General features: G+C 59.7%; 18 protein-coding genes, 2 tRNA genes and 3 pseudogenes. 6 read left to right on the top strand and 17 right to left on the bottom strand.

The window, feature by feature from the left end:
- Nucleotides 1-408: 408 nt before the first annotated feature.
- Nucleotides 409-876, top strand: a complete 468-nt coding sequence (locus ACYYG1_RS15660) for a PAS domain S-box protein (RefSeq protein ID WP_461211271.1) — start codon at nucleotides 409-411, stop codon at nucleotides 874-876.
- Between the two features lie 563 nt (nucleotides 877-1,439).
- Complete coding sequence (locus ACYYG1_RS15655; RefSeq protein ID WP_461211270.1) at nucleotides 1,440-2,168, top strand: sulfite exporter TauE/SafE family protein; 729 nt, start codon at nucleotides 1,440-1,442, stop codon at nucleotides 2,166-2,168.
- Here the strand turns inward: ACYYG1_RS15655 and ACYYG1_RS15650 are convergent.
- From ACYYG1_RS15650 to ACYYG1_RS15585, 14 genes and pseudogenes are all read right to left on the bottom strand, one after another.
- Nucleotides 2,146-3,014: pseudogene (locus tag ACYYG1_RS15650) on the bottom strand (TRAP transporter large permease subunit). The gene ACYYG1_RS15655 and the pseudogene ACYYG1_RS15650 sit on opposite strands and share 23 nt — an antisense overlap.
- Nucleotides 2,998-3,249 carry a hypothetical protein gene (locus ACYYG1_RS15645; protein WP_461211269.1) on the bottom strand — a complete coding sequence of 84 codons (252 nt, stop codon included), beginning with the start codon at nucleotides 3,247-3,249 and terminating at the stop codon, nucleotides 2,998-3,000. Before ACYYG1_RS15645 ends, ACYYG1_RS15650 begins: the two are co-directional and overlap by 17 nt.
- Nucleotides 3,250-3,334: 85 nt before the next feature.
- Nucleotides 3,335-3,412, bottom strand: a pseudogene (locus ACYYG1_RS15640) (TRAP transporter small permease); the annotation flags it as partial.
- A 152-nt stretch (nucleotides 3,413-3,564) separates the two neighbouring features.
- Complete coding sequence (locus tag ACYYG1_RS15635) at nucleotides 3,565-4,566, bottom strand: TRAP transporter substrate-binding protein (protein ID WP_461211268.1); 1,002 nt, start codon at nucleotides 4,564-4,566, stop codon at nucleotides 3,565-3,567.
- A gap of 938 nt (nucleotides 4,567-5,504) precedes the next feature.
- The gene (locus tag ACYYG1_RS15630) at nucleotides 5,505-5,864 is read right to left on the bottom strand and encodes a chemotaxis protein CheD (protein ID WP_461211267.1); all 360 of its coding nucleotides are present in this window, start codon (nucleotides 5,862-5,864) and stop codon (nucleotides 5,505-5,507) included.
- 129 nt (nucleotides 5,865-5,993) lie between these two features.
- Nucleotides 5,994-7,121 carry a protein-glutamate methylesterase/protein-glutamine glutaminase gene (locus ACYYG1_RS15625; RefSeq protein WP_461211266.1) on the bottom strand — a complete coding sequence of 376 codons (1,128 nt, stop codon included), beginning with the start codon at nucleotides 7,119-7,121 and terminating at the stop codon, nucleotides 5,994-5,996.
- 5 nt (nucleotides 7,122-7,126) lie between these two features.
- Nucleotides 7,127-7,975: a CheR family methyltransferase gene (locus ACYYG1_RS15620; RefSeq protein WP_461211265.1), complete on the bottom strand. Its 849-nt coding sequence runs from the start codon at nucleotides 7,973-7,975 to the stop codon at nucleotides 7,127-7,129.
- A 71-nt stretch (nucleotides 7,976-8,046) separates the two neighbouring features.
- On the bottom strand, nucleotides 8,047-9,855 hold the full coding sequence (locus ACYYG1_RS15615) for a methyl-accepting chemotaxis protein (RefSeq protein ID WP_461211264.1): 1,809 nt from the start codon (nucleotides 9,853-9,855) through the stop codon (nucleotides 8,047-8,049).
- Nucleotides 9,856-9,969: 114 nt separating this feature from the next.
- A complete protein-coding gene (locus ACYYG1_RS15610) occupies nucleotides 9,970-12,006 on the bottom strand; it encodes a chemotaxis protein CheA (protein WP_461211263.1) in 2,037 nt (678 codons plus the stop codon).
- Nucleotides 12,007-12,024: 18 nt separating this feature from the next.
- Nucleotides 12,025-12,387, bottom strand: a complete 363-nt coding sequence (locus ACYYG1_RS15605) for a response regulator (RefSeq protein WP_461211262.1) — start codon at nucleotides 12,385-12,387, stop codon at nucleotides 12,025-12,027.
- Nucleotides 12,384-12,653: an STAS domain-containing protein gene (locus ACYYG1_RS15600; protein WP_461211261.1), complete on the bottom strand. Its 270-nt coding sequence runs from the start codon at nucleotides 12,651-12,653 to the stop codon at nucleotides 12,384-12,386. Before ACYYG1_RS15600 ends, ACYYG1_RS15605 begins: the two co-directional genes overlap by 4 nt.
- 14 nt (nucleotides 12,654-12,667) lie before the next feature.
- Nucleotides 12,668-13,171, bottom strand: a complete 504-nt coding sequence (locus ACYYG1_RS15595; protein WP_461211260.1) for a chemotaxis protein CheW — start codon at nucleotides 13,169-13,171, stop codon at nucleotides 12,668-12,670.
- 21 nt (nucleotides 13,172-13,192) lie between these two features.
- Nucleotides 13,193-15,220, bottom strand: coding sequence for a HAMP domain-containing methyl-accepting chemotaxis protein (locus ACYYG1_RS15590; protein WP_461211259.1), 2,028 nt, complete (start codon nucleotides 15,218-15,220; stop codon nucleotides 13,193-13,195).
- Nucleotides 15,221-16,325: 1,105 nt separating this feature from the next.
- Nucleotides 16,326-16,401: transfer RNA gene (locus ACYYG1_RS15585), tRNA-Phe, on the bottom strand.
- A gap of 196 nt (nucleotides 16,402-16,597) precedes the next feature.
- Here ACYYG1_RS15585 and msrA point away from each other — a divergent pair.
- Nucleotides 16,598-17,170 carry a peptide-methionine (S)-S-oxide reductase MsrA gene (msrA, locus tag ACYYG1_RS15580; protein WP_461211258.1) on the top strand — a complete coding sequence of 191 codons (573 nt, stop codon included), beginning with the start codon at nucleotides 16,598-16,600 and terminating at the stop codon, nucleotides 17,168-17,170.
- Nucleotides 17,171-17,244: 74 nt separating this feature from the next.
- On the opposite strand, the gene ACYYG1_RS15575 is transcribed toward msrA, so the two are convergent.
- Together ACYYG1_RS15575 and ACYYG1_RS15570 are read right to left on the bottom strand one after the other, a co-directional pair.
- Entirely contained in the window at nucleotides 17,245-19,056 is a 1,812-nt protein-coding gene (locus ACYYG1_RS15575) for a chloride channel protein (protein WP_461211257.1), read from the bottom strand.
- A 23-nt stretch (nucleotides 19,057-19,079) separates the two neighbouring features.
- Nucleotides 19,080-20,021: a bifunctional riboflavin kinase/FAD synthetase gene (locus ACYYG1_RS15570; protein WP_461211256.1), complete on the bottom strand. Its 942-nt coding sequence runs from the start codon at nucleotides 20,019-20,021 to the stop codon at nucleotides 19,080-19,082.
- A gap of 190 nt (nucleotides 20,022-20,211) precedes the next feature.
- Here ACYYG1_RS15570 and ACYYG1_RS15565 point away from each other — a divergent pair.
- The 3 genes from ACYYG1_RS15565 to ACYYG1_RS15555 all read left to right on the top strand — a co-directional run bounded on the left by ACYYG1_RS15565 (nucleotide 20,212) and on the right by ACYYG1_RS15555 (nucleotide 24,435).
- Nucleotides 20,212-20,298, top strand: a tRNA-Leu gene (locus tag ACYYG1_RS15565).
- A gap of 493 nt (nucleotides 20,299-20,791) precedes the next feature.
- Entirely contained in the window at nucleotides 20,792-23,389 is a 2,598-nt protein-coding gene (locus tag ACYYG1_RS15560; protein ID WP_461211255.1) for a bifunctional glycosyltransferase/CDP-glycerol:glycerophosphate glycerophosphotransferase, read from the top strand.
- The gene (locus ACYYG1_RS15555; protein WP_461211254.1) at nucleotides 23,389-24,435 is read left to right on the top strand and encodes a glycosyltransferase family 2 protein; all 1,047 of its coding nucleotides are present in this window, start codon (nucleotides 23,389-23,391) and stop codon (nucleotides 24,433-24,435) included. Before ACYYG1_RS15560 ends, ACYYG1_RS15555 begins: the two co-directional genes overlap by 1 nt.
- Before the next feature lie 104 nt (nucleotides 24,436-24,539).
- Here the strand turns inward: ACYYG1_RS15555 and ACYYG1_RS15550 are convergent.
- A pseudogene (locus tag ACYYG1_RS15550) lies at nucleotides 24,540-24,931 on the bottom strand (integrase core domain-containing protein); the annotation flags it as partial.

Here is a 24,931-nt window from a genome sequence, read left to right as displayed (position 1 = left end):
TGCCGGTGCTCGCAGGCCCGGTCACGTTTCACCGCGTCAGGGCCCGGGACGGCCTCGGCCAAGCGGTGGAGGCACCATAGAATACACAGGAAAAGTTTGTCGAGCCGCCCCCACTGTATCGATTAACATTCTTGATTTATTTGCTTTATTCCCACCAAACCAACAGCGCGGAAAGACGCTCGGCCCAGACATGCCGGGCCATTCGCCCCCATGAAACGATTCCCGGGGCGTTTGCCGCCACAGTCGGGGCCGCTTTGACTTTTCACCGCCCCGCCACTACCGTTTTCCTGCCTTTGACGATCTTCCCGGGGTGCTTCCTTTTCGCCGGCCCATTGAACCTGGTCACCCGAGCCTCAACCACTTACCCCCCGATCACCCAGGGCCTACACCCTCCTGTCCACGAAAACATTGCGGAACCATTTCGACGACCTCCTGGATTCCTTCGGGGAAGCCATCGCCATCTCCGACCAGCACGGGACCATGCTGCACGTGAACCGCAAGCATGAGGAGCTGACCGGGTTCATGCACCAGGACATCCTCGGCAAGTCGGTCCTGGAGCTGGTGGAGCACGGCGTGTTCGACGAGGAAGATGCCCGGGTAATCGTGGACGCACTCCATGCCCCCCACGTTGTTGGAAGCCGCGTCATACGTGGACTCACAGTCGCGGCCGGTGATGACCGCCTTGACCACGCCGTGCTTTTTCAAATCCTCCACGATCTCGGGAACGACCTGGGCCTTCATGCGGCTCGTGTCGATGCTCTCGAACATGCCCTTGAACATGCTGCTGTTGGTGAATCCGTCGATGGTCGCCTGCGTATTGGGGTCAATGATCTGCATTCCTGGCTCCTTGTGTGGCGTAAAAAGAAAATTTGTTAATGATTACAGTGTATTCTTGAGAGCGAATCCCCGCCCGCAGGGTCCAGCCAGGCAAAAACGGTGCCCGAGGGGGCGGGAAGGGTCTTGCGCCCGGTTCCCCGCCTGCGCGCAACTCCCGGCCGCCGGGAAGGCCCGCCCAACGCGGCACGCACCATTGCACAGGCGCCCCCCCTCCGGCCTCCCGCGCGGGGATGGACGAACAGCCCGAAAAACGGGATTCCGGAGCCTTGTTTTCCGGGGCGGTGTGCAACGGCGCAACAGCTTCCCGGCGCACAAACTGGCATCTAAAAATCCTATACTTATTGAATAAATTTAATAATTCCGACGCGCCATGCATCCGGAAAGCTCCGGATGCGGCGCGGGCCCGCTTCGGCGGCCAGGCGTCGCCTCCGGGGCGGGCCCCGGGTGGCATTCGGATTGCTTGTTTGGCGCGAAATCGTCAGGATAACCCGCCGGGCGACTCGGGCCCCGGCGGCCCCTGGAATCGCGTTCACCATGCCGGCCTCGGTTCGGCGGCTCCCAACAACCGCCACTCGTCATCCTCAGCTTCTGGTTGGTGCCTGATGTTCGATCTCGGAATTCCCCCTCTCGACTGCCTGCTGGCGTTCCTGATAGTGGTGGCCGGGGCCTTCGGCAACGGCCTGGCCGGATTCGGCCTAGCCCTGCTCATCGGCCCCTTCCTGTTCATGATCGACCCGGCCTTTTTCCCGGGCCCCATCATCCTGCTGGTGGGGGTGGTCACCGCGCTGATCATCGTGCGCGAGCGCAACGCCATCGGCGTGCTGAACGTGAAGCGAAGCCTGGGAGGCTACGTCCTCGGCACCGGGCTGGCGGCCCTGCTGGTGGCCCGACTGCCCCAGCGCGAGACCGCGCTCCTGTTCGGGGTGCTCATCGTCCTGGGTGTGGCCCTGAGCCTTCTGGGCCTGCGCGTCCGGCCCACCCGGAAGGTCCTGTTCTCCGCTGGCCTCATGGGCGGGTTCATGGGCACCCTGAGCGGGGTGAACATGCCGCCCCTGGCCCTGGCCCTGCAGGACAGGCCCGGGCCCGAGCTGCGCGGGACCCTGTCCTGCGTCGGGCTCATCTCCGTGGTCATGTCCGTGGCCGCCCTGATGGCCGTGGGCCGCCTCGGGCTACGGGAAGTCCAGCTGGCCGCGTTCCTCGCGCCCGGGGTGGCGTTGGGTTACGTGCTCTCCTTCCGGGTCTCCCCGCTGTTCGACAGGCGCTGCACACGCCCGGCCGTCTTCCTGCTCTCCACCATCAGCGCCGTGGTCATGATCGCCCGGCACCTGTGACCCGCGTCGGCCGGCGCAAGGAACACGACACGAAAAAGGCCCTGCCGGAATTCGGCAGGGCCTTGTTGACCACGAAGCCCACGAACAGCGCCCAGACGACGGCCACCACCGGGGTGGCCATGCCGGTGTAGATGGACCCCAGGATGATGAACGGCATGCACAGGGCGCAGCAGCCCTTGCCCAGGCTGCGCACGAAGACCTTGAGGCCGAAGGGCGGCTGCTCCTGGTCCACGGTCACGCCTTCCATCTTGGCCTTGATCATGGCCATGGCGGTCATGCACACGGCCACCAGCAGCCCGGGCATGATGCCCACGGTGAACATTGCGGTCACCGAGACGTTGGCCAGGATGGCGAAGATGATCATGGGGTTGCTGGGCGGAAGCAGGATGCCGATGGTGCCGCCCGACGAGGCCGCGGCGGCCGCGTAGGACGAGGTGTAGCCGCTGCGGATCATGGACGGGATCATCAGCGTTCCGATGGCCGCCACGGTCCCCGGGCCGGAGCCGGAAATGGCGGCGAAGAAGGAGCAGCCAGGATGGTGGTGATGCCCAGCCCGCCGGGCAAGCGGCCCACCAGTTGCTTGACCACGCCGATGATCTGCTTGGTGATGTTGCCGTGCTCCATGAGCGTTCCGGCGATGACGAAGCAGGGTATGGCCAAAAGCGGGAAGATGTTCACCCCGTCGAACAGGGAGTTGTGGATGATGGACAGGGGCAGATAGCCGCAGGTGGAGATGGCTCGACCGCGGCGATGATCAGGGACATGAAGATCGGCATGCCTATGAAGAAACAGCCGATGAGGACGATGATGGTGACCGCCAGGGTGGACATTAGGCTTCACCTCCATCGATGTCGGCCAGATCCATGAGGCTGTTGTTCCTGATCAGGGACCAGTAGTTCATGCCCAATCGCAGGTTCATCAGCAGGAAGCTGAACGGAAGCATGGCCTCCACGTACCCCTTGACCACGCCCAGAGTCGGGGAGACCTCGGGAAAGGCGAAGGCGCCCTCCAGGGCCAGGACGGACTGGTAGGCGATGAAGAAGTTGGCCGCCATCCACAAGAGGTCGGTGAAGATGCGCACGCCGACCCTGGCCTTGGGGGGGCAGGACCAGGAACTGGGCGGTGATCCTGACGTGCTGGCTGTGCTTCACGGCCAAAACGCCGCCCATGTACACCGACCAGATGAAGCTGTAGCGGGAGAGCTCCTCGGTCCAGGCCAGGGACGAGCTGAGGACGAAGCGCATGAAGACCTGCAGGGTGAGGGCGAACACCATGGTTCCGAGGAAAAGGATGCACACGTTTTCTTCGAAATTGGCGACAAGCTTTTTTACCATGTTCTTGCTCGATGCTGATAAAAATTTACGGGCGGGGGTTACCCGCCCGTTTCAGCCAAACCTTAGTTCTGGCCCATGATCTTCAGGGCCTTGTCGACCCTCTCCTTGCCGCCGACGGCCTCGTAGTACTGGGGCCACAGGGCGCGGGCCTTCTCCATCCAGATCTTCTCGTCGGTGAGCTTCTCGAAGGTCATGCCGTGGGCGAGGCAGTTGTCCAGGGCCTTCTGGTTTTGCTCGGCCACCCACTTCCACTCGTGGTAGCAGGCCTTGAGCGCGGCCGTCTGGATCAGGGCCTTGGAGTTGTCCGGCAGCGCCTGGAACCACTTGTCGGAGACGAGCAGCGGGCCGACCCAGAGCATGTAGTGCAGGTCGGTGACGTACTTCTGGACTTCCCAGAACTTCTGGTCCTGGTTGATGGAATGGGGGCTCTCCTGGCCGTCGGCCACGCCCTGCTGCAGGGCGTTGAACGTCTCGGACCAGGCCTGGGGATGCGGCTCCACGCCCCAGGCGCGGAAGGAATCGAGCTGGATGCGGACCTTAGAAACGCAGATTTTGAGGCCCTGCAGGTCGTCGATCTTGGTGATGCTCTTCTTGGAGTTGGTCAGCACCCGGTAGCCGCCGATGAGCCAGCACAGGGGGCGCGTCTGGCTCTGCTTGGCCACGGTGTCGCCCAGTTCGGCCACGAATTCCTGGTTACCGAGCAGGTTGTAGGCATCGTTGATGGTGGGGAAGAGGTAGGGAAGGATGGCGATGGTCGCGGCCGGGGCGAAGGGGGTCAGGTTTCCGTCGGCCAGCACGGCCACGTGGATCTCGCCGGTGCGAAGCTGCTTCACGTTGGCCTGCTCGCTGCCCATTGATCCGCCCAGAAACAGGTTGACCGTGATGTCCCCACCGGACTCTTTTCCAACGATTTCCTTGAACTTTTCCAGCGCCACGGCATGCAGGCTGCCCGTGGGGTTGGCGGTGGCGGCCATGATCACGGTCTTTTTGTATCCAGCCGCGAAGGCCGAGGCAGAACTCAACAGGAATGTTGCAATCACGAGTAGAACGAATGCCCTTTTCATCTGCAGTACTCCATGTAAGTGTGTGTTGACGATAAGCAGGAATTACTATCTCAAAGATCGCGCAAGAGCTTGTCTATCTAATTGCCCGAACACACAGAGGCCGTCTTGCCGTATTTTGCTCCTTGAGCCGATAAATAAGCAGTTTTTGTGTTGTTTTATAATGCTTGTTATACAATATTGCATTACATGTGTTTCAAATTGTGTACTTCCAAAGTGGAAATGCGTTATTCCGGCCTTCTCCATGGGAAATTTTAAACAAGAAAACTCCTTCTCAAAGACCTGACACCCCATTGGGCAAGAAGGACGCCAAGGCCAATGAGATCATATCTTTTTGAAATAAGTGGAAAAACTGCGGGCCAGGTCGATTCTTTGCGGGCTTGCGCCAATTTGCACGTTCAAATTCTCACGTACTGTTGCACCCGTGCAATACGCCCTTGCGCAAGAATACCCTTCCGCCGTGGTATACTTACAATTACAGGCGCATGTGTTGCACCGGCGCACGGATCGTTGCTGCCTTGCATCATCGACCGGCATGAAACAGAGAGGGCGGGGAGGCGCGAGGTTGAGAATGGGACCAAATGGATAGAGTGGAGCGTATGCCTTATGACGAACAGCAGCGGGTTTCGTCTCCTCCACGGGCCGGCCAGCCAATATCCGGCGCGTCCGGGCGGGGTTTTCCGCGCGCCTGCCCCTGGCGCTGGTCCTGGTTCCAGGTGCGGCCGACGCCCGCGACGCGGGGCGCGGGATCATGGGCGCGAACGCACCCGCGTGAACTTCCCGGTCCCGCACTCCTTCCACCGGGGTCGGAAAAGGAACCACCATCGTCACCACGATTCGCGGCATGGGCCTCAAGGCCCGCATCGCGGCGGACGCGGGCGGCGGCGGATTGACTTGCGAATGGATTGCCGCTGGTGCGTCGATGCGCGCCGTGGCTGCGACTACAAGAACGAAAGGGACGTTTTTCCCGACAGCGTGTCGAAGAGTATCTTTCTCCCTTTGCTTCCTCCGACGCTGCTGGCAACGAGCACAAGTTTTTCTTCTCTTGTGACGCGAAAGGCCGTGTCGATGTTGCGCTGAGCCACGGAAAATGCGTTGTTGTCCCTGGAGGCCCCGCCGAAGATTTTGACTTCAAGTCTTCGCTGGGGGATGTCCAGGGCCCTGAACCGGGAAAGCATCAGCTGGAGGGCCTCATCCACAAAGGCCCACCTGGACAGACACCGGGTCGAATTGCCCATGGCCGAGGGAAACTGGGCGTGGAACATGCCGCCGATACCCAGGGGGCGGTAGTGGAAGGTCATGCCGATGCATGATCCGAGGACCGTGCCCACCGTGGCTCCGCCTCCGTACAGCCCGCCCTGGTTCATGCCCAGCATCGTACGCCCCGGTCTCGGGAAGCGTTCTCTGGCGCAATTACCAACCGTCATGCCTTACCCCCGCCGGCCCGCTGGGTGAGATTCCTCCACCGCCCCGATGGCTCCCGTGGCCGCAGCCCTGAGCACTTCCGTGGGCAGGGCCGTCAGCGTGGCCACCTTGTGGACCCCCCCCTTGGCGATGGCCTCGTGGGGCATGCCGAACACCACGCTGGAAGCCTCGTCCTGGGCCAGGGTGAAGGCTCCCGCGTTTTTCATCTCCAGCATGCCCATCGCGCCGTCATCCCCCATGCCGGTCATGATGACGCCCACGGCGTTGGGCCCGGCGTACCGTGCCACGGAGCGAAACAGCACATCCACCGAGGGCCGGTGACGCCTGACCAGCGGCCCCTCGCGGACCTCCACGAAATACCGGGCCCCGCTGCGCTTGAGGAGCATATGCTTGCTGCCCGGGGCGATGAGGGCCTGCCCCCGGAGCATGGTGTCGCCGTCCTGGGCCTCGCGCACGGTGATGCGACAGAGCCCGTTGAGTCGCTCGGCAAAGGTCTTGGTAAACATCTCGGGCATATGCTGCACGATGGCCATGGCTGGGCAGTCCACGGGAAAGCGCTCCAGGAACACGCGCAGGGCCTCGGTGCCTCCGGTTGACGCGCCCACCGCCACGATCTTCTCCGTGGTGTGCAGGGCCGCGGAGCGTGTCGGGCGCGCGGCCTCCAGCACCGCGTCGGCCGTGAGCTTGGGCTCGACCTTCAGGGAGGAAACGAGCCGGATCTTGCGCAGGTCCACCTGGGCGGCGGACTTCACGGCGTCGCAGATGCGTATGCGCGACTCCTCCAAAAACTGCTTGGTCCCCACCCTGGGCTTTTGGATGATGTCCACGGCCCCGGCCTCCAGGGCCTTGAAATAGGATTGGGAGCCCTCTTCCGCGAGGGTCGAGCAGATGACCACCGGGATAGGGTGCTGGGACATGATCTTGCGCAGGAACGTTATGCCGTCCATCTTCGGCATCTCCACGTCCAGAACGATGACGTCGGGACGGGCGGAGCGCATTTTGCTCACAGCGACGTAGGGGTCGGACGCCGTTTCCATGACACGTATTCCGGAGTCAGATTCCAATATGTCCTGCAGCGTTTTCCTGACCAGGGCGGAATCGTCAACGACGAGCACGTTGATCATGTTCTTCATGCGTGTCACCACGAGGCGTCCACCTTTCTGTATATGGTCGGCCTCACCTGGACGAGCGGAAGGCGCATGCACGAAAGGCTCTCGGAGTGGCCAATAAAAAGAAATCCGCCGGGTGAAAGCTTGCCGCACATTTTGCTCAAAACTTCCTGCTGTGTTTTCTTTGTGAAATAGATCAGCACATTGCGACAGAAAATGACATCCTGCTCGTCGATGCAGTCCCATCGCCCGGACATGAAGTTCAACACCCTGAATTCGATTCTTTCCCTGATTTCAGGGACGACCCTGACAAGGGCCTTGGATTTGTCCTTGCTGCGCATGAAATACCGCACCAGAACATGCTTGGGGACATCCTCCACTCTCTCTTCGGGATAGATCCCGGCCGCCGCTTTTTGCAGTACGCCCACGGAGATGTCGGTCGCCACGATGGAATATTGAAACCATCGCTGGTCGGAAAATGATTGTTCCAGAGAGATGGCGAGGGAATAGGGCTCCTCACCGGTTGAACAGCCGGCGCTCCAGATGCGCCAGACTTTCGTTTTCTTGTTTGCGTTGCAGACGGCTGTCTTGAATTCTTCTCCGAGAAACGAAAAATGCTGGCTTTCCCTGAAAAAGGTCGTTGTATTGGTTGTGATCGCATCGATTATATGAACGATTTCGGATTCGAAATTATTGCTCCCAAAGGCATGCTGTATATAATCGTCGAATGAGGACATGGATAATGTCCTGATCCGTTTTTGAAGACGTGATTCAATCATCGTCTTTTTACTGTACGGGAGGTTTATCCCGCAAACATTCGTTATCGCTTTGGACAAATCAAAGAATTGATTGTCGCTAAGTTTTGCCACATTATACATATTTATATTTTGTCAATTTGCCGCGAACAAATAGCGTTGTTGACATTTCCAGTTGAATCAAGACATGCGCATCAAAACAGTTCTATGTTATCCCATTCGCCGTCTTGCTCGGCCACAAAAGCTCCGCCGCTTTCCGCGCCCTCTTGAGCCGTGAATTGTTGATGTACCATTCGCTCGGCATCCATCGTGTAATGGCCCAACAATTCCTCCAGCTTTTCGGATCTGTGCCCCACGGCGAGCCCCTGCCGCTCGGCCATGCGGCGGGCCTCCGCCTGCACTTCCAGCAGCTTCTCTTCCGCGTCCTTGAACTGTGGGCACAGGGTGTGGTGGATATCCAGGCCCGCGCCGAAGTCGGTCAGGGCTTGGGCCAGGGCGACGCCCTGGCCGTGAATTTCCGCCTCGGCGTGCTGCCTCTCCGCATAAAAGGCGTCCAGCCGCCGCAATATCGCCCCCTGGCTCTCGGCGAAGGCGTCGACCCTCTCCCGGTCCAGGGCGCCGGCGGCCATATCCCGCATCTCCCCGATCACCCGGCCCAGATCTCCCATGTGGCCGGTGAACATTTCCTTGCAATCCTGGGCCACCATGGAAAGCTTTTGAATGGATTCGGCCACCACGCTCAGGGCCCTGGCCTCTTCGCCCACACGCGCCGACTTGACGCTGGCATTCAGGGCGATGAGTTCGATCTCCGAGCTGATATCCTCGATGCTCTCAAGATTCTTGGAAATATCTTCCAGGGTCGCGGCCAGGGACTCAATGTCCGCGCCCAGGGACGCCGTCAGGGCCCCGTAGCGCCCCAGAGACGCGAGAATCCTGTCCGTGCCCCGGCGCACGGCCGCGACGATTTCCGCCTCGCCGCAGGCCCCGTCTCCGCCGACATCCGCCTCGCCGCCGCCTCCGCTCATGGTCCGCACGGAGTCGGCCACGCCTCCGGCCATGCGGGTCATCCTCGCCGCGATTTCCTCCATGGCCGCATGGAATCCCGTCCGGGACTGCTCCAGTTGGGCCGACTCCAGCGTGCATACTTCCAGCACCCAGACGAGCATCTCCCCGGCCGAGTCTCTGGCCCCGGCCTGGGCGTCCACCTCGGCCACGGTCTCCTCCAGCACCTCGGCCACATGCTCCACCTGCTGGCGCACGATGTCGTGGGACTGGATGGAGGCCACGATCTCCGACATGTTCTCGGCCAGGTCCCCGCCTTGCTTGGCCAGGCCCCTGGAGGCAGCCCTGAAGGCCTCGTGCATCACCCGCAAGGCCTCGAGGTTGCGCTCCAACTCGCCCGAGATGGTTTCCGCGCATTCCTGCTGCACCGTGCTGGCGCTCTGCGCCTCTTGCTTGAACTTCGCCATCACGGTGCAAAGAGCCTCTCCCGACGTCGTGATGGCCTTGGAATCGTCCACGATGCGCACGGCCAGCAGCTCCACGTCGTCGGCCAGGGTCTGGAACTCCAGGCTGCGGGACCCCAGGCGAACGCTCTCGATCCTGGTGGCCACGCCGAGCATCTGGAGCTGCTTGACAATGCGTCGGAATATTTCGGCGTGGGCGTGGATGTCCGCCACGAGGGCTGGCACGCCCCCCAGCCCTTCCACGCAGCCGGACGACAGGTCCCGGCAGAAGGACTCCGTGACCCGTCTGGCGTCGGCCGCCAGATCATCGGTCATCTCCTCCAGCTCCCCCTCGGACATGGCGGCCGCCAGCGCCTGGGCCGCTTCGGAGAAGGCTTGGGTGCGGCCGAAGAAATCGATGACCGCGCTGCCCATTTTTTGGAAAACACCCTCGCTGTCGGCCAGGGCCCGGCGCAGGCGCGTGGCGCAGGAATCCAGGACGTTCCTGAATTCTTGGATTTCGCGACCCGGGGTCTGCAAAGCGCGCTCGGAATGCATCTATCTCTCCCGCCGACGATGGGCCCGGCCCCGGGCCAGGGAAACGACGCCCCTCGCGGACACGAGGGCGCTCGCGTTCAGCCCGGGGACCGACGCCGCGCCGGTTGCCACGGATCAGTGCCTCTCGCCGCGGGACCGGCTTTCGGCCAGGCGCACGAGCTGGGAAACGTCCAGAATCAAGGAAATGCTGCCGTCGCCGCTGATGGCCGTGCCCGACACCCATTTCTGGTTCCGCAACACGTTATCCAGGCTCTTGATGACCACCTGCTGGCGGCCCACCACTTCGTCCACGGCCAGGCCCACCTGGACCCCGCCCACCTCGGCGATCACGATCTGCTCGTAGACGGGCTGGGCGCCGGGCACGCCCAGCAGCAGGCGCAGGCTGACGCAGGGGACCATACGCCCCCCCCAGTCCACCGTCTCGAAGCATTTCACGGGGGCATCCGCCCGCAGGAAACGCTCCAGACAGACCTCCACGACGGACAGGGGCATGATGTAGGTCTCGCCCTGCACGCGCACGTGCAGCCCGTCGATGATGGCCAACGTCAGCGGCAGGCGGATGACGATGGTGGTCCCCTCGCCCTGCCTGCTCTGGATCTCCACGTGCCCGCGCAAGGAGTCGATGCCTTTCTTGACCACGTCCATGCCCACGCCGCGGCCGGAAACGTCGGAAACCTTGTCCGCAGTGGAGAAACCCGGCTCGAACACGAGATTCAGGATTTCCTCCGGGGCGAGATCCTCCGCGCCCGTGAGCAGGCCCCGCTCCAGGGCCTTGGCGCGGATCCTCTCCGGGTCCATGCCCTTGCCGTCGTCGTGGACCTTGACGAACACCTCGCCCCCTTCCTGCCCGGCCTCCAGCAGGATGGTGCCCGTTTCGGGCTTGCCCAGGGCCCTGCGCTCCTCGACCGTTTCCAGGCCGTGGTCCATGCTGTTGCGCAGGATGTGCATCAAGGGGTCCTTGAGCTTGTCCAGGATGTTCTTGTCCAGTTTGGTCTCTTCGCCCCTGGCGACGAACTCCACGCGCTTGCCCAGGGAACTGGACAGGTCGCGCACCAGCCTGCGAAAGGAATGAAACACCGTGCCCATGGGCAGCATGCGGATGGACAGGGCGTTGTCGCGCATGGAATCCGACAGGCGCTCCAGGTCCTCGGCCACCTGCTCCAGGACGGGGTTGTGCAAACCATGCACGGCAAGGTCCAGCCGCGACTGCAGGATCACGAGCTCGCCCACCATGTCCACGAACTGGTCCAGCTTCTCCGCGTCCACGCGCACGCTGCCGGCCCCGCGAACCTCGGCCTCGGCCTTCGGCGGGCAGGGCTCCGCCTTGGGGACGCGTTTGGCCACCTGGCTGGTGAACAGGCGCGCCACGTCGGCGCACACGCTGGCATAGTCCTGTCCCGTGGATGATCCGAAGAGCTCCATCAGGGGGCCCACGTCCGAGTTCCTGAAGGGACCCGTGCCGATGCGGCGGATGTCCACCTCGCTCTCGTCCACGAAGATGAACACGTCGCGCACGGCGTTCTCGCCCTTGTCCGTGTGCAGCAGGAAATCCCACCAGCAGGAGATCTGCTCGGGATCCAGCTTCGACAGGAGCGGCACGTCCTCGCCGTGGAAGCAGGGGTGCAGGGTACCCAGGTCGCTCATCTCCTGCACGAGTTTCAGGGGGTTGGTGCCGGAGAAGAAGGCCTGGGGATGGGGCCGGTAGCGGATCCAGAAGGTCGCGGGTTCGTCCTGGGGCCCCTCGACGCACTCCGCCTGCACCGCCGCCTGCGCGCCCCCGACAAGATACTTGTCGAACTCCTTGAGCAGCGCGTCGGAGGCCTCGCGGTCTTCGGAGGTGCCCTCCATGCTGCTGGAGAGCAGACGGGCGAGGTGGTCCTTGGCCGCGAAGGTCAGGCCGAGGAGTTCCTTGTTGACCTGCAGCTCGCCGTTGCGCACCCGGTCGAAGACGGTCTCCACGTTGTGGGTGAAGCGGGCGATCTCCTCGAATCCGAACATGGCCCCGGAGCCCTTGATGGTGTGCAGGCCGCGGAACACGCTGGAGACGATCTCCATGTCCTCCGGCGCGGCCTCCAGGCTGAGCAGGGCCTCCTCCAAGGATATCAGGACCTCTCCGGCTTCCTCCAGGTATGTCTGTACTGCGGGATCCATAGGAGTGGCTCCGCGGCCCTAGCCCAGGACCTTGCGGACCACGGCCAGAAGCTGCTCGGGCTTGAAGGGTTTGATGATCCAGCCCGTGGCGCCGGCGGCCTTGCCCTGCTGCTTCTTTTCGTTTTGGGACTCGGTGGTCAGCATCACGATGGGCACGAATTTGAAGCCCGCCTTGGCGCGCACGCCCTTGATCAGGCCGATGCCGTCCAGGTTCGGCATGTTCAGGTCGGTGATGATCAGCTTGACGCCGGGCACCAGTTTGGCCAGGGCGTCGTTGCCGTCCTGGGCCTCAATGACGTCGTAGCCCGCCTTTTTCAAGGTAAAGGCCACCATCTGCCGCACGCTGGCCGAGTCGTCCACGGTCATGATCGTGTTGCTCATGGGATGCTGCTCCCTTCTGCGGTTAAGATTTCCGCGAGGCCGCACCAGCGCGCGGCCTCGCCAAACACAACGGGCAGAGAAGGCAACAGGGTCGCCGCGCCCGCCTCCTTCTTCAGGGCGTGGATGATTTGAAAAAAGCTCAGGTCCGCGTCGGTGACGCCGGAGAAGTCCACCTCCGTTTCACCGGCTGCCAGGCCGCGGAGCAGGGCCGCGGCCACTTCCGAAGCGTTTTCCACGACGCACGGTCCCGCGATGCGGATGCTCATGCCGGGCATCCTCCTCAGGCCGCGTCGGCACTGTCGGCCAGCACCTCGGACATTGTCGTGAGTTCATCCAGGGAAAAGGACTTGCCGATGTCCAGAAGCAGGACAAAGTCCCCCTCCAGCTTTCCGATGCCCCGCAGGAACTGGGCGTCCACGGCCGCGCCCATGAGGGGCGGGGCCTCGATGTCCGCGTGGTCGATGTCCACAACCTCGCGCACGGAATCGGCGAGGGCGCCGAACACGGCGGACTCGCCGTTGCGCTTGACCTCCACGATGATCACGCAGGTGTTCACCGTGCGCTCGGAGGCCGGCATGCCGAACTTCTGGCGCATGTCGATGACCGGCACGGCGTGGCCCCGCAGGTTGATGACCCCCTGCATGAACGAGGGCATCAGGGGGATGCGCGTGATGTCCCTGTATTCCAGGACCTCACGGACCGTTCCAATGTCCAGGGCAAAGACCTCTTCAGCCAGGGTGAAGGTCAAATACTGGCTGTTTTCCTGTTTCGCTTGATCACTCATTCGGCTCTCCTCCCGAGACGGCTAGAAGCGCTCAAAGGCCGTATCGTCGTCGTCCATGGCAATGACCACGCCGTCCGCCATCTGGTCCGTGCCGAAGGTTTCGCTGTTGGCGGAGCTCTCTTTTTGAACCTTTTGGGCTGCCTGCTTGGAAGAAGAAGAGGACGTTCCCTTGCGCCCCCCCCCCGCAAGCAATCGCGCCGCAGCCTGCTGCGCCCGGGTCTGGCCGGCATGCACCTTGAAGAAGGAGATGGTCTCCTGAAGTTGGACGGCCTGCCCCGAGAGCTCCTCGGAAGTGGCGGCCATCTCCTCGGAGGAGGAGGCGTTCTGCTGAATGACTTGGTCGAGCTGCTGGATGGCCGTGTTGATCTGCATGGCCCCGGCATTCTGCTCGGCGCTGGCCGCGGCGATCTCCTGCACCAGATCGGCGGTGCGCTTGATGTCCGGCACCATCTTGCCGAGCATCTCTCCCGCCTTTTCGGCCACTTCAACGCTGGAGGCCGACAGCGCACTGATTTCGTTGGCCGCCGCGCCGCTGCGCTCGGCCAGCTTGCGCACCTCGGCGGCCACCACGGCGAAGCCCTTGCCGTGCTCCCCGGCTCGCGCAGCCTCGATGGCCGCGTTCAGCGCCAACAGGTTGGTCTGGCGGGCGATCTCCTCGATGATGGATATCTTGTCCGCGATCTCCTTCATGGCCTGCACCGTGTGGTTCACGGCCTTGCCGCCTTCCTCGGCATCGGTGGCGGACTGCAGGGATATCTTTTCGGTCTGCTGCGCGTTTTCCGCGTTCTGCCTGATGTTGGCGGCCATTTCCTCCATGCTGGAGGAGACTTCCTCCACGCTGGCGGCCTGTTCCGTGGCGCCCTGGGACAGTTCCTCCGAGGCCGAGGATAACTGTTCGCTGCCCGAGGCCACATTGTCCGCCGCGCTCCTGATGTCGCCCACGATGTCCCGCAGCCGGACGACCATGCTGTTCAGGGCTGCGGCCAACACGCCGATCTCGTCGCGCTGGTTCACGTCCAGCTCCTGGGTGAAGTCGCCCTCGGCCATGGCCTGTGCGAAGGCCACCCCTTTGCGCACGGGACCGGTGATGGTGCGGGTGATGACCACGGCGGCCAGCAAGGCCAGCACGATGGCCAGGCCCGCCCCGGCCAGGATCATCATGTTGGCGTCGTTCATGTCCGCCTCCATTTCATCCTTCTGCTGTTCGCGGGCCTTCTGGCAAACCTCGACGGCCTTCCCGGCCGCAAGCACCATGGCTCCGTCGGCCTTGGACTGCGCCTCAATCACCCCGGCGACAACCTTGAAAAATTGGCTGTACAGCGCGACCTTGGCGGACACGACGTCGATCTGCGCGATGTCCTGGGGATCGGAAAACCGGGTCTTGAGGTTCTGGGCCAACTTGAGGATTTCGTCCAGATTGGAGACTACCACCTCCTGCCTCTTGGCGCTCGGCGCGGCGAGGAATTGGTTGGCCGCGATGCGTACATTTAGGAATTGCTTGACGATCTGGTTGGCGTCGTCGGCCTTGGCCACTTTGTCCTTGACCTTGGCGGGGTTGATGGGGGTGGCTCGGAGCATGGCGGCGAGCTGCTGCTCCTGGCCGTCAAGCAGGGCCTCGATCTGCTTGATGGCCTCTGCGTATGCAGGCAGCACCACTGCCGTGGACTCCACTTTCTTCTTTTGCAGATCAACCCTTTTCGAAAATGCCGCGGAGTATTGCTTGACTGCGTCTTCAGCAGCGTTCATTTGGTCTATATTGACCTGGGTATGAAATTTCTGTTTTGTCGCGACTATCGTCTGGTGCAATCTATCGAGCCCATCTTGCGCGGCGATTGCATACTTCTCTTCAGGATCGGAAATAAAATTTTTCACCTCAATTCGTGTCTCAAGGAGCATCTTGACTATTCGATTGACGTCGTCTGCCTTTTCGACCCTATCTCGTACATTGTACATGCTCGTGTACGCGACGAATCCGACTATACATATGAGCACTATGACGACGCCGAATCCTAGACCCATTTTCACGCCAAGTTTCAGATTCTTCAGCATTGCGATACTCCCGTCAGTGTCGGATAAAATTCGTTCCGGCCTCTCAGCGATTTTTCGAAATCTGCTTTATCAAGTAGTGGTTAGAATTCCTCTTTCTTGGGTAGGCCTTTTCTGGTAAAAATTCCACCGCTAATATATCTTACTATAACATTTTGAAAAAAAAGGAAAATTTTAATCGATACAGCGCTATTGAACAAGCTAATACAACATGAGAGCATCTTGACAACAAGACAACTGTCAAGAACCAATACGCAGGACCGATTGATTCACACAGTAAGTTACAGAAATAGTTAAATTGCCTCTTCTGTTGGAGAAGTTGCCGCTTTGGATAAAGCCTCGCCATTGAATATCTGTTTGAGAGAGCGTCAACGAGGGGCTATTTGCCCCTTTTCCGACTCATCAAGCGGGCCTTCGCCATGTTGGCATGGCCCCGTGTTCATACTGGATGTCCTTGCAGAACCAACAAGCACGTATAATCTTGATTCGAGCCCTGGCTTTCAAATGCGAACAGAAGAATTATTTGCAGCCGTTATTGAATTTTACGCAAAGAGGAAGAAACTATCGGATACGAATCGATGCAATTCATATTCTTTTACGAACTATTCTTGCAGCTCAATGCCATGATAGTTACTAATTATGAATACAATAATGCATATAATCTTTTTATATGCAGAAGCCGCAACGGGAGCAGCCAACGCGTTGACCATGTAAAAAGGGAGAGGGTAGAGCCGTGTGTTTTGGAGTACAATTGCGGGTATATCAAGATTTCAGCATGATACTTTCAGGTGCGGGATGCGTTTGATTCGGCAGCCTCCCGCCAGCAGCGATCAAAGCCTCGGCGGGCGTTCGACCCGCCGGGGCTTCGCCCTGGCCTGGGCTCCCGGGCCCTTGCTACAGCGGATTTGACATCCTGCCCCCATCACCGAAGCCAAGCAATTCTCCAGCCGCATGGCTGTGTTTACCTTCGAGGACCAGATTCGGCACATCGCACAGACTCTGGACGCCCTGTCGTGGATATCTGGCCTCTGCTCTTGGACAATGGATGGACTAAAAACAGGGGACGAAAAAGGGCTTACGGAGTGTTTCCGTAAGCCCTTGAAATTCCTGGTGCCGAGGGACAGAATTGAACTGCCGACACGGGGATTTTCAGTCCCCTGCTCTACCAACTGAGCTACCTCGGCCCGGCGAGGGAGATTTGTTAGCGTTTCGGCGGGGGATTGGCAAGCCCTTTTTTGTCCCTTCCGTGCCCTTTGGCGAACCCTTCCCGTTCCGGCCCGGCCGGGGCCTTGGCTTCCACAAAATCCGACCTATATGATATGGTATGCACAGGCGAGCGCCCTGGCCGGGGCCAGGGCGGTACGCCGGGAGGAACATGCCATGACCACAGACACCGCGCCGCCCGAGTCGGGCGGCTCCAGCCCGCGCCAAGCGCGGGCCATATTCGCCGGAGGCTGCTTCTGGTGCATGCAGGGGCCCTTCGAGGCCCGGCCCGGGGTCCTGCGCGTCGTCGCGGGCTACACCGGGGGACGCACCGACAACCCGACCTACGAGGACGTCTGCTCGGGCGACACGGGCCACGCGGAGGCCGTGCTCGTGGAATACGACCCCGGGCGCGCGACCTACGCCGAACTGCTGGACGTGTTCTGGAAAAACGTGGACCCCACGGACGCCGGGGGCCAGTTCTGCGACCGGGGCGGGCAATACCGCACGGCCATCTTCCCCGTGGACCGGGACCAGGAGGCCCAGGCCCGGCGGTCCCTCGCGGAGATCGAGGCCTCGGGCCGGCTGCCCGGGCCCATAGCCACGCGCATCGAACCCGCCGGCCCTTTCTGGCCCGCCGAGGACCATCACCAGGACTTCCACCGCCGCAACCCCGTGCGCTACCGCGCCTACCGCTCGGCAAGCGGCCGCGACCTAGCCCTGAACCGGCTTTGGGGCCCGAAAGACTGACAGCCCACAAACGCGAAGGCCCCCCGGCGCGCACGCGCCGGGGGCCCTTGAAACATGCGCCCGCAGGCAACGCGCTAGGGCTGGGGGCAGGCCGCCTCGTCCCCCCGGCTCTCGGCGATGGCCTCGCGATAGGCCTGGAACACGTCCTCGCGGTTGATGAGCCCCAGGATCACGTCGGAGTCGTCGGGGTGCACCACGGGGATCTGCCCGTAGTCCGTGTCCACGAACCGGAGCAGCGCGGTGTACAGGTCATCCTTGGGCAACAGGCTCACGGGCTTGCGCGCCAGGTCGCGCACCACCACGAGGTCGAAGAGGCAGTCCTCGAAGAGCACGCGCCGCACATCCTCCACCCCCACCATGCCGGAAATGCGGCCCTCCTGGTTGCGCACCGGGAAGTACAGCTCGTTGGTGTTGGCGATGATGTCCGTCAAGGCCTTGAGGGTCGTGCCTTCCTCCAGGGTGGTCACCCGGCCGGGATGAAAGAAGTCCTTCACCGTCAGGCTCTCCAGCACGTTGATGGTCATGTCCTGGATGTGCGCCGGGCTCTCGAACTTGTTCTCCACCTGATGCTCGTACAAGGACGTGCGCTTGCCCAGCAGGATGGCCACCACGCTGGCCAGCATCAGCGGGGCCAGCAGCCCGTAGCCGCGCGTCAGTTCGCAGACCATGACCAGCGGGCCGATGGGCGCGTTGGCCACCCCGGCGAAGAACGCGGCCATGCCCACCAGCACGTAGCCCCCGGGCTGGGTCACGATGGATGGGAAGAGCTTGTGCGCCAACTGGCCCATGATGCCGCCGCTCATGCCGCCCACGAACAGGGCCGGGGCGAACATGCCGCCGCTCATGCCCGAGCCGATGGTCACGGCCGTGGCCAGGATCTTGCCCAGCAGGATGCCCGCCATGGTGGCCACCACCAGATCGCCTTTGATGGCCAGCTCCACCCATCCGTAGCCGCCCGTGAGCACCTGGGGATAGAGCATGCCCATCACGCCCATGACCGCGCCGCCCAGGCCCATGGCCAGGATCACGTTGGTGCGCGCGGCGATGCGCTCGAAGACCCTGAACTTCACGAACTCGAAGGTGCGCACGTGCAGCCAGCCCGTGAGCGAGCAGAACACGCCCAGCGCCAGATAAAAGGGCAATTCCAGCGGATTGGTGAACTGGAACTCCGGGATGCCGAAGATGGGCTCCGTGCCGAAGAAGAAGGCGAACAGGGAGTAGGCGATGACCGAGGAGATGACCGCGGGCAGCACGGCCTCGGACTCGAAGTCCTCCTTGTAGATGACCTCGATGGCCGTGAGCGCGCCGCCCAGCGGTGCGCGAAAGATGGCGCCCAGGCCGCCCGCGGCGCCCGCCAGGAGCAGCAGCCGGCGCTCCTTGGCCGTGAAATGGAAGCGGTCCGCCACCCAGGCGCCCACGGCCGCGCCCACCTGGGAGATGGGGCCCTCGCGGCCCGCGCTGCCGCCCGTGGCGATGGTCAGGATGGAGGTCAGGCCCTTGATCAGCGCGGCCAGAGGCCGGATGCGGCCCTCCCGGTTGTGGAAGGCGTTGATCATGGCGTCGGTGCCGTCGGTGCCGCCGCCGAGGGTCTCGGGGATGAAGCGCACCACCAACCAGCCCGTGACCAGGCCCACGCCCGTGGTCATCAGCGGGATCAGCCAGGGCCGCAGCACCGCCCCAGCCGGGCCGCGGAAGATCTCCTCGCCAGCCGGGCCGGGCAGGGTCAGGCCCGCGAACTTGTGGATGAACAGGAACTTGAAGTATTCCACGCCGCTGAAAAACGCCACGGCGGCCAAACCGGAAAGGATACCCACCAGCACACCCAGGGTCAGGTCGCGCATGGACACGCTGTGGGTCAAACGTCGGATGTAGGAAAGGATGGGCATGATGACAATCGTTTTGCGCGGCGTCAGGCCTGGGCCTGAGACGAGGCCAAAATGGTCCTGGCCAGCTCGATGTCCCGGGCGATCTGCGCGCGCAGTTCGTCGACTCCGTTGAATTTCTTTTCCGAGCGCAGACGCTGCACGAACTGCACGCGCAGGTCCCGGCCGTATATGTCGCCCGCGAAGTCCATGATGTGCACCTCCACGGACAGGGCGTCGTTGCCGAAGGTCGGATTGTAGCCGATGTTGGCCACGGCGGGCATGGTCCGCCCGTCCAGGGTGGCCCAGACCGCGTACACGCCAAGGGCCGGGAACAGCTCGTCCACCAGCTTGAGGTTGGCCGTGGGGAAGCCCAGGAGCCTGCCGCCCCTGTCCGCCCCGTGCAGGATGCGGCCCCTGACCGTATAGAAGCGCCCGAGCAGCGGCCGCGCCTCCCAGACCTGCCCGGCGCGCACCATGTCGCGGATGCGCGTGGAGCTGACCACCGCGCCCTCGAACATGTGCGGGCCAACGCGCTCCACGCTGAAACCGAGCTTCGCACCCAGAGCCTTGAGCAGCTCGTAGTTGCCCGCGCGGCCCTTGCCGAAGGCGTAGTCGTAGCCGATGACCATCTGGCGCATACAGAGCCCGTCCAGCAGATAGCGCTGCACGAACTCCTCGGGCGACAGGGCCGCCATCTCGCGGCTGAAGGCCAGGACCACGCAGAGCTCGATGCCCATGCGGCCGATGAGTTCCAGTTTCTGGTCGATGAGGGTGATGAAGGGCGGGGCGTGGTCCGGGGCCAGGACCTGCAGGGGATGCGGGTCGAAGGTCACGGCCACGGCTTCGGATCCCGAGGCCACGGCTTTTTCGCGGGTGCGCGCCAAGAGCTTCTGGTGGCCCTTGTGCACACCGTCGAAGTTGCCGATGGTCACGCAGGAACCGCTCAGGGTCCCCCGCAATTCCTCAAGGTCGCGGACAACGATCATATCCCTAGTTTCCTACTCTCCTGCGCTTTCCGAACAGGGGGCTTAGCTACCCCAAATCCGCCTCCCGGACAAGGGCCGCTGCCGAGGGCCAAATTTGCGCATTCAAAGCATTATAATAAAAGCTAAAAATAAATCTGCAAAAAAGTGCTTGCCAATCCCAAGCCAGGGGGATAAACACTCACTTCCTGTTGCCGAAGTGGTGGAATTGGTAGACACGCTAGGTTCAGGGTCTAGTGCGGGTTACCGCGTGGGAGTTCGACTCTCCCCTTCGGCACCACCGACGACAAAGGGCTGCAGCCACCTGCAGCCCTTTTTCTTTGCCTTTTGGCGCACACAAAAATGAGTTTCCCTACCTGATTCAAACACCCTCTCCAAACGTCTTCTATCATCCTCCGATTGGCTGACATCCTGAACATTGCAGGCTGGCCCTCAAGTTATCCTGCTCCACAGCTGCGAACTGAACTACTGACTGAGGTTTGGGGCGAGCATCAACCTCACAACAGGGCAGGTTATTCTGCAAGGACCACAAAATGTCATAGATTTGACTGACTCACTACTGCCGTCTATCCTTTGCAAAAGGCGCCGCTGACCAATTCACAACCTTCCTCAGCGTGCTATACAATATTCGCCTCCCGCAAAGGCAACCTTATTATGGCATATATTTTGCACAACAACATTCAAAACCAAAAACGCTCACCTCCTGTGATTTTCTCACGCGACCGAGTGGCGTGCCAAATCATGAAGTAAGCCAAATCACTGCAAGGAAAACCATGATCGCAATATCTATTGTCGTCCCCGTGTATAACACCCAGAAATGGCTTCCCCGTTTCTGCGCCTGCCTGCAAGGTCAGACGCTCAAAAATTTTGAAGTGCTTCTGATTGATGACGCCTCCACTGACGATAGTGTCGCGATACTGGAGAAGATTGCCGCTAAGGATTCGCGCTTCAAAATTATCAAGCTGCCGAACAATCGGGGCTGCGGCGGAGCGTGCAACGTCGGCATCCTAGCGGCTCGGGGACAAACCCTCTGCTTTGCAGATCCAGACGACTTGCTGCCGGAAAATTCGCTTGAGGTGCGCTATAGCGCCTACAAGAGACACCGCGCCGTGGTTCGCGCCTGCCACCACGAGATCACGGACGATGGCACAATACGCAACATGGAAACCAGGCCATCCGGACTGCCGGAAACGTTCTCCCCGGCTGAGGTCGCCCCCCGCGTTGGCGTCAATCCGTTTCTTTGTGCTCACTGGACATGGCTTTGGCCCACCAGTCTCCTGCAGAAAAATAAAATCCTGCATGGTGAAGGCCTGCGCACGGGCGACGATATTTATATGCTCGTTCAACTCTTTTTCCGCCTCAACCGAGTAGTCTGGATCGATGATGTCGTTTATTACTGGATCAAACGCGCCGATTCCCTCTCCACAACAGTGTACACCCCTGAGCACTACGGCAACTATTTCACCAGTTGCGACATATTTTACAACGAAGCTACTGAACGGAACCAAACAGCGCTCGCGGACATGTTCTTCAACGAGTACCTGCTGACCTATCCAGCCCACCTGCTGATGCAAATAAACGAAGGCAAGAGCACCGAGCAGGACGCGCGTAAAGTGATCGGACAGATGACTCACGTCGCTAAAAAGCATGCTGTCTTTCAGCGCTGCCTAGAAAATAAAAAAAATCCGCTTCGCTACCCTGGGATATACCGCCTGCATCATATCCTGGCCAGCAACGCTCCATCGGCCATCCAACGCCTTGCCGACTCCCAAGCTCTGCTTGCCCAGATCATACGTGAATTCCAGTACCGCACTGTCCAGACCAAGGGATGGAGTCAGGAACTTGCGATCGACAAGTTTGACACGGAAGGCGAATTGGTACGGGTCCGTTATGAGTTCTGTGACACACCCCCAAAGGAGGTCATCCTTTGGGGGCAGGACGAACAAGCACCAGCATATGCCAAAAACCGCACGGTGCACGTGGACAAAAATTTTACCATTTTCGAACGCATCCTCTGGCTCGCGCTACCTCCCGACGCGGATCAACAACTGCGCCTTCTTGTTGCCGGGCAGGAGACCTCATTGCGCCACACCGGGCCGGAAATCCGCGCGGCCTTTACGCCAACACCTCTTGATGATTCGAACTTCCCGCCCGACGTTCGCGCTCTGCGCCGCCTTGCGACTTCTCCGGTCATCCAAAAAAAATTCAAAGACGCTTGGGTATTCATTGATAGAGACACAGAAGCTGACGACAATGCCGAGCATCTATATCGCTGGATCAAGCAGAATCACCCGGAAGTGAATGCATGGTTCGTTCTCAACAATGACTCCCATGACTGGGAACGTCTTCAGAGAGAGGGATTCCGCCTCATCGCCCATGGCAGCATGGAACATGGGGCGCTATTCCTCACATGCCGCAAACTGATTTCCAGCCAGAGGGATCGCTACATTTTTGCCCCACTTGAGGAACAATACTTCTGTGATTTTTCAAGGCCTCAATTCATTTGCTTGGCCCACGGCGTTATCCAAAACGATATGTCTCCATGGTTAAACACCGTCCCATGTGATATATTTTTCAGCACAACCCCTGACGAGGCTCGATCCATCAGCGGGGAAGGCTCACCTTACATAATTACAGAAAAAGAGCACCGTGTAACGGGACAACCCCGTTACGACCACCTGCTTGAGCCATGCAAGAAAGAAAACATTCTTCTCATCATGCCAACATGGCGTGCAAACCTGGTCGGCAAATGGGATGGCAAGGGACAACGTCGTGAAAAAAATCCAAACTTCCAATCTTCTGACTATGTAGCGATATGGAAGGATGTTCTCGAAGATCCACGCTTGAAAAATCTACTTACGCGCTACGGATACGAGGTAATCTTTTTCTCCCACCCAGGCTTTGCTGATTACCTTGAAGAAATGCCGTTTCCTTCATTTGTGAAAAAGTTTTCCAAGCGCTACGGCTCCCTGAGTGACACCATGCGCAAAAGCAAAATCATGATCACGGACTTTTCCTCAGTGGCATTTGATATGGCTTATATGTGCAAATCAGTCATATACTATCAGTTTGAAAATCGTGACCACTTCGTTAAAAGCCAGATGTGGTCTAGTGGGTATTTTAACTATAACAAAATGGGATTCGGTCCTGTTTGCCTAGATAGGAGCACACTATTTTTACATTTAGAAAAGGCTCTTGAAGTTGATGGTCAGATGCAACACCCGTATTCGGATCGAGTTGAAAATACTTTTGTCTACCATGATGCGCTCAGCTGTCGACGTGTTTTTGAAACTATTGTGGAAGCTTCAAAACCATGCACCAAGACAAAATACTCGACGACTGATATCACTAATACTGAGAAGGCATACTGATGACAAATCCTGATTCGATCTTTATGTCTATTGTAGTGCCTGTTTATAACGTTGCACAATATTTACAAAGATGCTTTGAAAGCATTTTGACGCAAAGCCTTAAAGACATCGAGGTAATATGCGTAAACGACGCGTCCACCGATAACAGCTTGAGTATACTCGAAAGTTATTCTGCCACAGATAGACGTGTAAAGATTATAAACTTTGATAAAAATCAAGGTGCAGGCGCAGCGCGAAATGCTGGAATATGCACAGCTAAAGGTAAGACAATATGTTTTATAGATCCGGATGATTTTATTCCTGAAGGATCTCTTGAAAAAAAAGCGACATTATACACAAAACACAACGCGATTATCAAGGGAAGACGCGTAGACATCACCCCAGAAGGGCATATCGTTGGCATAGAAAATTTCCCAAACGACGTGAAACAACATCCATTTACACCAAAAGATAAGCTGCGTCACCTCGACTACCTTGTAAAGCACACAACATGGCTACTGCCCCTTAGGCTACTACGAGACAATGGCATCCACTACAAAGCAGGGATAAAAACAAGCGAAGATACATATTTTTTGGCTCAATTGTTTTTCCATATAGAAAAAATGATGTGCACCGATGAGATTGTTTACTATGCAGTGCATAGGCAAGGCTCTGCAACTCGTAGAAAATTTACAATCGAAGACTACATCAACTGGCTAGAGTGCGCCGAAACTTTTTATAAATTGAGCATGATCCACAAAAAAACACTTTTTGGAGATCACTATTTCAGCAACATGTTGCTGCACACATTTAGAAAAATTATCGAACTTTCATCAAAGGACACGGAAGTTAACAATAATTTCACTAAAATTGTAGAGTACGGGCTGTACCTATTTAAAAAATATGGTGCCTACAAAAGATATCTAAACATCGAATTCAGAGACAATTTCCCAGGAATAGAAATGCTTGTGCAGCTCAGCCATGAACAAAACGGAAGCATCTCATATAAATTACATAAAGCAAAAAAAAGAATGAGCCAAGAGGCTGCAAAACGCTGCAACAGATAGAAATCCTTCCGAGTTTTCTGGAGTTGTCGCGTAAAATTGGTCAGCATGTACAGAGTGTACAGAGATAGTATTCACCTGACACTGCCGCCCCTGGCGGGGTGATTCTAGGCAGCCGCCTCGGCCGCCTTTTCCTTGCCCTTCTCCGGCTTGGGCAGGCCGTCCAGGAAGGCCTGGTTCGGCGTCCTGCCGTTCATGTTCCGGCCCTGGTGCGAGCGCTCGTGGTTGTAGCCGCGCAGTACTCATCCAGGTCGGCCTGCATCTCTTCCACCGATTCGTACCACTTCTGACGGCCCTTGATGCGGAAATGCTCGTCCAACAGCGTCCTGTGCAGCCGTTCCACGAAGCCGTTGCTCTGCGGCCTGCGCACCTTGGTGGTGCGGTGTTCGATGCCCTCCAGTTGCAGGAAGAGCTCGTACGGATGCCGGTCCGGCCTGCCGCAGAACTCGCGCCCGTTGTCCGAGAGCACCGTCTCGATCCTGGACCCGTGGCCCTCGAA

This window comes from Desulfocurvus sp. DL1XJH-121 (genome assembly GCF_054819825.1).
The sequence above is the reverse complement of the archived record's forward strand: the minus strand, read 5'-3'. Positions and strand labels throughout refer to the sequence as shown.

Coding starts and splice junctions, on each gene's coding strand:
- ACYYG1_RS15655 (WP_461211270.1), top strand. CDS start 1,440: ATGTTCGATCTCGGAATTCCCCCTCTCGACTGCCTGCTGGCGTTCCTG.
- ACYYG1_RS15635 (WP_461211268.1), bottom strand. CDS start 4,566: ATGAAAAGGGCATTCGTTCTACTCGTGATTGCAACATTCCTGTTGAGT.
- ACYYG1_RS15630 (WP_461211267.1), bottom strand. CDS start 5,864: ATGACCTTCCACTACCGCCCCCTGGGTATCGGCGGCATGTTCCACGCC.
- ACYYG1_RS15625 (WP_461211266.1), bottom strand. CDS start 7,121: ATGAAGAACATGATCAACGTGCTCGTCGTTGACGATTCCGCCCTGGTC.
- ACYYG1_RS15620 (WP_461211265.1), bottom strand. CDS start 7,975: ATGTATAATGTGGCAAAACTTAGCGACAATCAATTCTTTGATTTGTCC.
- ACYYG1_RS15615 (WP_461211264.1), bottom strand. CDS start 9,855: ATGCATTCCGAGCGCGCTTTGCAGACCCCGGGTCGCGAAATCCAAGAA.
- ACYYG1_RS15610 (WP_461211263.1), bottom strand. CDS start 12,006: ATGGATCCCGCAGTACAGACATACCTGGAGGAAGCCGGAGAGGTCCTG.
- ACYYG1_RS15605 (WP_461211262.1), bottom strand. CDS start 12,387: ATGAGCAACACGATCATGACCGTGGACGACTCGGCCAGCGTGCGGCAG.
- ACYYG1_RS15600 (WP_461211261.1), bottom strand. CDS start 12,653: ATGAGCATCCGCATCGCGGGACCGTGCGTCGTGGAAAACGCTTCGGAA.
- ACYYG1_RS15595 (WP_461211260.1), bottom strand. CDS start 13,171: ATGAGTGATCAAGCGAAACAGGAAAACAGCCAGTATTTGACCTTCACC.
- ACYYG1_RS15590 (WP_461211259.1), bottom strand. CDS start 15,220: ATGCTGAAGAATCTGAAACTTGGCGTGAAAATGGGTCTAGGATTCGGC.
- msrA (WP_461211258.1), top strand. CDS start 16,598: ATGACCACAGACACCGCGCCGCCCGAGTCGGGCGGCTCCAGCCCGCGC.
- ACYYG1_RS15575 (WP_461211257.1), bottom strand. CDS start 19,056: ATGCCCATCCTTTCCTACATCCGACGTTTGACCCACAGCGTGTCCATG.
- ACYYG1_RS15570 (WP_461211256.1), bottom strand. CDS start 20,021: ATGATCGTTGTCCGCGACCTTGAGGAATTGCGGGGGACCCTGAGCGGT.
- ACYYG1_RS15560 (WP_461211255.1), top strand. CDS start 20,792: ATGATCGCAATATCTATTGTCGTCCCCGTGTATAACACCCAGAAATGG.
- ACYYG1_RS15555 (WP_461211254.1), top strand. CDS start 23,389: ATGACAAATCCTGATTCGATCTTTATGTCTATTGTAGTGCCTGTTTAT.